The 4159-nt window shown below is 58.8% G+C and carries 4 protein-coding genes; 1 reads left to right on the top strand and 3 read right to left on the bottom strand.

Features of this window, described 5'->3' with window-relative positions; genetic code table 11:
• The 3 genes from AB4Z11_RS25135 to rluC form a co-directional block, all read right to left on the bottom strand.
• Positions 1-174 (bottom strand): Rieske (2Fe-2S) protein (locus AB4Z11_RS25135; RefSeq protein ID WP_442028503.1); only part of this gene is annotated, 174 nt, incomplete at its 3' end.
• Positions 171-830: an HAD-IIIA family hydrolase gene (locus AB4Z11_RS25130; protein WP_442028500.1), complete on the bottom strand. Its 660-nt coding sequence runs from the start codon at positions 828-830 to the stop codon at positions 171-173. The genes AB4Z11_RS25130 and AB4Z11_RS25135, both read right to left, overlap by 4 nt.
• A 10-nt stretch (positions 831-840) precedes the next feature.
• Positions 841-1848 carry a 23S rRNA pseudouridine(955/2504/2580) synthase RluC gene (gene rluC, locus AB4Z11_RS25125; protein ID WP_442028502.1) on the bottom strand — a complete coding sequence of 336 codons (1008 nt, stop codon included), beginning with the start codon at positions 1846-1848 and terminating at the stop codon, positions 841-843.
• Between the two features lie 572 nt (positions 1849-2420).
• Between rluC and AB4Z11_RS25120 the strand changes: the two genes are divergently transcribed.
• Positions 2421-4159 (top strand): Rne/Rng family ribonuclease (locus AB4Z11_RS25120; protein WP_442028499.1); only part of this gene is annotated, 1739 nt, incomplete at its 3' end.

Genomic DNA, 4159 nt, shown 5'->3' with positions numbered 1-4159 from the left:
GTCCAGCTCGATTGGCACATGAGCGCAGCGGTTCAGATAGGCGTAGGCCGTGCCGCCATAGCGCACGACGAAACCGGTGGTGTCCTCGCCGCCGGCGGTGACGGGAAAGCGCACGCCCTTGCCGCCGTCCGTTATGGCGTCCGACGCACAGATCAGGATTTCTTCACTCATCATGCATTCTCGTTGAGCCACTCATGCAGCTGCGGCACCGAGCGGGCGCTGAACACGGGATTGCAGGCTTGCAGCTGATCCACCGGATGGGCGCCATATTCGACGGCGATGCCAGCAGATCCTGCATTTTGCGCCATCATCAAATCATGCGTCGTATCGCCGATCATGACCGTGCGCTTCAGATCCTGACCCAGTTCGCGGGTCAGTTCTTGCAGCATGGCAGGATGCGGCTTGGAAAAAGTCTCATCCGCGCAGCGCGTGGCGTCAAAGGTGGACAGCAAACCTGCGGCATTCAGCGAGCGGTTCAGACCAACCCGGCTCTTGCCGGTGGCCACGGCCAGGAAATAGCCCTGCTGGGACAGTTCCTGCAGCATCTCATGCACGCCATCGAACAGGGTCAGCTCGTGATCCTTGCTCAGATAGTGATAGCGATAGCGCTCCACCATGCGTGGATAATATTTCGGATCGACGTCCGGCAACACGAGCTGTAGCGCCTCGCCCAGGCCCAGCCCGATCACATGCGAGGCTGACTCCCGGCTCGGAATGGGCAGGCCCAGATCCTTGGCCGACGCCTGGATGCACTTCACGATGGTCGCCGTGCTATCCATCAGTGTGCCGTCCCAATCGAAAACGATCAGGTCAAATTGCTTTCTTGCCATTTTCTTGTGCTCAATTCAACGGTTTACCCAAGCTTACCAAGAATTTTTCGCATTCGGCGGCCAAAGGTGCGTTAAGTGTCATCACCTTGCCGGTTTCCGGGTGGGTAAACGTAATTTGATGGGCGTGCAGGAACATGCGTTTTAGTGCGCCGCGGGCGTCGGTGGCTTTTTGCAGCGCCTTGTTCAGCGCAAAATCGCCGTATTTGTCGTCACCTGCAATCGGGAAGCCCGACGATGCAAGATGAACGCGAATCTGGTGGGTGCGTCCGGTTTTCAGCTCGGCTTCCAAGAGGGCAAATTCCGGAAATTTTTTCAGCAAGGTAAATACCGTATGCGAAGCCTGGCCATCCGCTTGCACGCGGACGCGGCGCTCGCCATCCGCCAGCGTATATTTATGCAATGCCAACTTTACGTGCTGACGCTTGTTTTTCCAGTCGCCTACGCACAGAGTCAGGTAGCGCTTGTCGGTCAGGCCGTCACGCATCTGGTCGTGCAGGCTGGTCAGGGCCGACCGTTTCTTGGCGAGCAACAACAGACCGGAGGTTTCACGGTCCAGACGGTGTACCAGTTCCAGGAATTTGGCATCCGGCCGGGAAGCGCGCAGCTGTTCGATCACGCCAAACGACACGCCGGAGCCGCCGTGCACGGCCACGCCGGCCGGCTTATCGACCACAAGCAGGTGGGCATCTTCATAAATAATCGGGAATTCGGCGGCCGGAACAGTAGACTCTTGTTTTTCAGCAACACGAACCGGCGGAATCCGCACCACGTCGCCCTCGTTCAGGCGATAAAGCTGGTCGATGCGGCCTTTGTTAACCCGCACTTCGCCCGAGCGAAGGATGCGGTAAATATGACTCTTGGGCACGCCTTTGCAAACACGCAACAGATAGTTGTCGATACGCTGACCGGCCTCTTCTTCAGTAATTGTCACGAATTGTGCTTGCGGCAGGACCTGTGTGTGGGTTGCCGGGGCTTTCTTTTCTCCGGTCTTCCCAGAAAATCTCTCTAAGTCCTTCATTTTGAATATATAATCGTTTTGCCGCGGTTTATAGCTGCTGCACGTGTAAGAATAAAAGTACATTTTACACAGGGGCAGATCCACTGGCCTCGCCTAAATCGCAAATTCAGTGGAAAAAACGTATACGCACATTCGTGCGCCGGTCAGGGTGACGACCATTGTTGTCATCGGGCAGAGCGCTCGGGTGCAGAATTAGACTGGCTGGATTGTTAGGATAAGTCCGGTGAGCAGAGATGACAGTCGTTTGCTCGCTGGTTGATGAAGCTGATAACGCTTGCCGTTTTCGCCATGGCACCACACAAGATGCCCTGGCTCGACGATGTGCGCACGCCTGAACGCTCTCCCGCCTCCCGAAAGATCGGGCCGCCGGAGCACGCTGCGGGCAGTGCGCAGACTCGGCATGACGATCGGACTTCATGCGCCCAATGCGGTGGCAGCGCCAAAACGCGCAGCTGCGCCGCATGCAGAGGCATTTTCCCCACAGCCTCCTTAATTCACGCGTATATCCTTGTACTGCGCCGCCTCCCACGAGGCGGCTTTGACATGGCCCAAGGGTCGCGGAGTTTATAAAAATGAAACGCATGTTGTTTAACGCTACGCAGCAGGAGGAGCTGCGCGTAGCGATTGTCGACGGTCAGAAATTGATCGACATCGACATCGAGACCGCCGGACGCGAGCAGCGCAAGTCCAATATCTACAAAGGCGTCATCACCCGTATCGAACCCTCCCTGGAAGCTTGCTTCGTTTCCTACGGCGAAGACCGTCACGGTTTCCTGCCGTTCAAGGAAGTGGCGCGCAGCTATTTCCGCGAAGGCGTGGACGTGCGCAATGCCTCCGTCAAGGAAGCCCTGCGCGAGGGCCAGGAAATCATGGTGCAGGTGGAAAAGGAAGAGCGCGGCAACAAAGGCGCTGCCCTGACCTCCTTCATCTCCCTGGCCGGCCGCTACCTGGTGCTGATGCCGAACAATCCGCGTGGTGGTGGTGTGTCCCGCCGCGTGGAAGGCGAAGAGCGCCAGGAACTGCGCGAAACCATGGACAAGCTGGACCTGCCGCAAGGCATGTCGGTGATTGCCCGTACCGCCGGCATCGGCCGTACCGTGGAAGAGCTGCAGTGGGACTTGAACTACCTGATGCAGCTGTGGCGTGCGATTGAAGGCGCCTCCAAGGCCGCCACCGGCGCCTTCCTGATTTACCAGGAATCGTCCCTGGTGATCCGCGCGATCCGCGATTACTTCCAGCCGGATATCGGCGAAATCCTGATCGATACCGACGAGATCTACGAACAAGCGCACCAGTTCATGTCCCACGTGATGCCGGACATGGTGCACCGCGTAAAGCGCTACAGCGACGACGTGCCGCTGTTCTCCCGCTTCCAGATCGAACACCAGATCGAAACCGCCTACTCGCGCACCGTGCCGCTGCCATCCGGCGGCGCCATCGTGATCGACCACACCGAAGCACTGGTGTCGGTCGACGTGAACTCGGCCCGTGCTACCCGCGGTTCCGACATCGAAACCACCGCCTTCCACACCAACTGCGAAGCGGCCGACGAAGTGGCCCGCCAGCTGCGCCTGCGCGACCTGGGCGGCCTGATCGTGATCGACTTCATCGACATGGAAGTGTCGAAGAACCAGCGTGAAGTGGAACAGCGCCTGAAAGACGCCCTGCACCACGACCGCGCCCGCGTTCAGATGGGCAAGATTTCCCGCTTCGGCCTGATGGAACTGTCGCGCCAGCGTCTGCGCCCTTCCCTGTCGGAAGGTTCGCACGTGACCTGCCCGCGCTGCTCCGGCACCGGCCACATCCGAGATACCGAATCGTCCGCCCTGCAAGTGCTGCGCATCATCCAGGAAGAGGCGATGAAGGAAAACAGCGCCGCGATTCACGTGCAGGTGCCGGTCGACGTGGCCGCCTTCCTGCTGAACGAGAAGCGCGGTGAAGTGCTGAAGATCGAGAACCGCCACCGTATCACCGTGATCCTGATCCCGAACAAGCATCTGGACACCCCGCACTACAAGCTGGAACGCATCAAGCACGATGATCCACGCCTGGAAGACCACGCCGCCAGCTACACCATGGCTGAGCAAGCTGAGACCGATATGGCCTTCAGCAAGCGTCAAAAGGAAGAATCCAAGCCGCGCCAGGAAGCCGTGGTCAAGACCATTACTCCGGAGCAACCAGCTCCGATGGTCGATCACAAAGCTGCTGCCGAGGCTGCCAAGCCGGCGCCTGTAGTGGCCGCCGCTCCGGCACCGAAGGGTTTCTTCGCCAAGCTGATTTCCTTGTTCACCGGCGAGAAAGAAGAGCCGGT

It is taken from the genome of Pseudoduganella sp. RAF53_2, from assembly GCF_052113985.1.
Taxonomy (GTDB): domain Bacteria; phylum Pseudomonadota; class Gammaproteobacteria; order Burkholderiales; family Burkholderiaceae_D; genus Rugamonas.
This window is presented reverse-complemented; position numbering and strand designations above follow the sequence as displayed.